This window comes from Streptomyces sp. NPDC041129, assembly GCF_055592265.1.
In genome coordinates, this window is record NZ_JBVIYV010000022.1 from 1 (window position 1) to 2,594 (window position 2,594).

General features: G+C 72.0%; 1 protein-coding gene. It reads left to right on the plus strand.

All coding sequences use genetic code 11. The annotated features are described in order from the left end of the window. Positions 1–2,594: acyltransferase domain-containing protein (locus ACZ6B1_RS34170; RefSeq protein ID WP_468784651.1), on the plus strand; the 2,594-nt coding region annotated here is incomplete at both ends.

Consider the following 2,594-nt stretch of genomic DNA (forward strand, 5'->3'; position numbering starts at 1 on the left):
GCCGCTGCCGGTGTCGGCGGTGTGATCAAGATGATCGAGGCCTTGCGGCACGGCACCCTGCCCCGCACGCTCCACGTGGACGCGCCCTCGTCGCATGTGGACTGGTCGGCGGGCCGGGTGGAGCTGCTCACCACCGAACGCGCATGGCCGCAGCAGGACCGTCCCCGACGGGCGGGCGTGTCGTCGTTCGGACTGTCCGGCACCAACGCCCACGTCATCATCGAACAAGCCAAGGAAGCCCCCGCTGCCGCGCCCGCGGCACCGCATGCGGCATCCCCTGAGGAACTCGGCCGCGCCGTCGCAGGCATATGGCCTCTGTCGGCCAAGACCCCCGAGGCGCTGGCCGACCAGGCCGCCGTGCTCGCCGACTGGCTCGGCCGGGACGGCTCCGATTCCCGGGTCGCCGACGTGTCGTTCTCCCTCTCCCGGCGTTCGGCGTTCGACCACCGGGCGGTCGTGCTCGGCGCCGACCGGCGGCAGCTCCTCACCGGCCTCGCCGACCTCGCCGAGCGGCGGGAGAACCCCGGTGTGATCACCGGCTTCGCCCGCAACGGAACCGCCGGCACGGGCGGTGTGGTGTTCGTCTTCCCCGGTCAGGGCTCGCAGTGGCTGGGGATGGGCCGGGAACTCATGGACTCGGCACCGGCTTTCGCCGCGGAGATGACCCGCTGCGCCGAGGCCTTCACCGAGTTCGTCGACTGGTCCCTCCTGGACGTCCTGCACGGAGTCCCGGGCACCCCGGACATCGACCGCGTCGACGTACTCCAGCCGGTGCTGTTCGCGATCATGGTTTCGCTGGCGGCGCTGTGGCGGTCGTTCGGAGTCGTGCCGGACGCGGTCATCGGCCACTCGCAGGGAGAGATCGCCGCCGCCTACGTGGCCGGAGCCCTGACCCTTCAGGACGCGGCGCGCATCGTGCTGCTGCGGTCCATCGCCCTGACCGAGGTGGCCGGAACCGGCACGATGGTCTCGGTCATGGCTCCGGTCGCCGCCGTGCGCGCGGGACTGACCGGAGCCAGGACGCTGGCGGTGGCCGCGGTGAACAACCCGTCCACGACGGTCGTGTCCGGTGCCCACCACGAGATCGACGCCTTCCTGGCGGACTGCGAGGACGCCGGGATCAGGTATCGGCGCATCGCGGTGGACTACCCCTCGCACTCACCGCAGATGGAGTCGCTGCGCGAGCGTCTGCTCAAGGCACTGGCCGAGGTCATGCCCCGCTCCTCGAAGATCCCGTACTACTCCACCGTGACCGGTGCGGCCCTCGACACGGCGGCACTGACGAGCACCTACTGGTACGAGAGCGTGCGGCAGACCGTGCGCTTCGAGGAGGCCACCCGCGCCGCCCTCCAGGAGGGTCACGGACACCTCGTCGAGATCAGCCCGCACCCCGTGCTCACCGTGGGTATGGAGGAGATCTGCGAGTCCGTCGGACCCGTGACCATCGTGGGCACGCTGCGCCGCGACGCCGGCGGTCTGGACCAGTTCGTACGCTCCGCCGCCGCGCTGCACGCGTCGGGCGGCCGCGTGGACTGGACGGCCTTCCACGCGGGCGGCCGACGGCTCGACCTGCCCCCGTACCGGTTCCAGCACCGGCGCTACTGGCCGGCCGTGTCCACCCGCTCATCGGACGTCGGGTCCGCCGGACTGGCCTCGGCCGAGCACCCCATGCTGGGCGCGGTGGCGGAACTACCCGCTCTGGATGGCATGTTGCTCACGGGACTCGCTTCACTGCGCAGCCACACCTGGCTGGCCGACCACTCGGTCTTCGGCCACCAGCTCGTACCTGGCGCCGGCTTCGTCGAGCTGGCGCTGCACGCCGGGGACCGGTCCGGCTGCCCCGTAGTACGCGAACTGACCCTCCAGCAGCCCCTCGTGCTCCCGGCGACCGGTGGTGTGCAGCTCAACGTCACCGTCGCCGAGGCGGACCCGTCCGGCGACCGCCTGGTGTCGTTCCACTCCCGCCGAGCGGACGACACCGACGGGCCCTGGACGCTGCACGCGCAGGCCGTGCTCGCGGCCGGGACACCCACATCGCCACCGGCGTTCGGGTTGAAGCGCTGGCCGCCTCTCGGCGCACGACCGGTCGCCATGGACTCCGCCTACGAGGAACTGGCCGGACAGGGATACGAGTACGGGCCGGCGTTCCGGGGCGTGCGCGCGGCCTGGCGGCGCGGTCCGGAAGTCTTCGCCGAGGTGAAGCTGCCGTCCGGCGTGGACACCGACGGGTTCGGAATGCACCCCGCCCTGCTGGACGCGGTGGTGCACGCACAGCTTCTCGGCACGACGCGTGGGGCCGGTGACACGGGCACGGACGAGGTGCGTGTTCCCTTCGCCTGGGAAGGGGTCACCCTCCACGCGGAGGGGGCCACTTCGGTACGGGTGCGCATCGCCCCGGCCGGGGCGGACGCGGTGTCGGTGCAGGTGGCCGACGAGAGCGGTGCCCTGGTACTGAGCGTGGATTCACTGGTCACACGTCCGGTGTCCAAGAGCGCCATGGCGGCCGCTGCCGCGAGTACGGCTCCGGATGGGTTGTTCGAGGTGGCGTGGCGGGAGGTGTCGGTGCCGGCGGCGGATGCGGTGTCGTGGGCCGC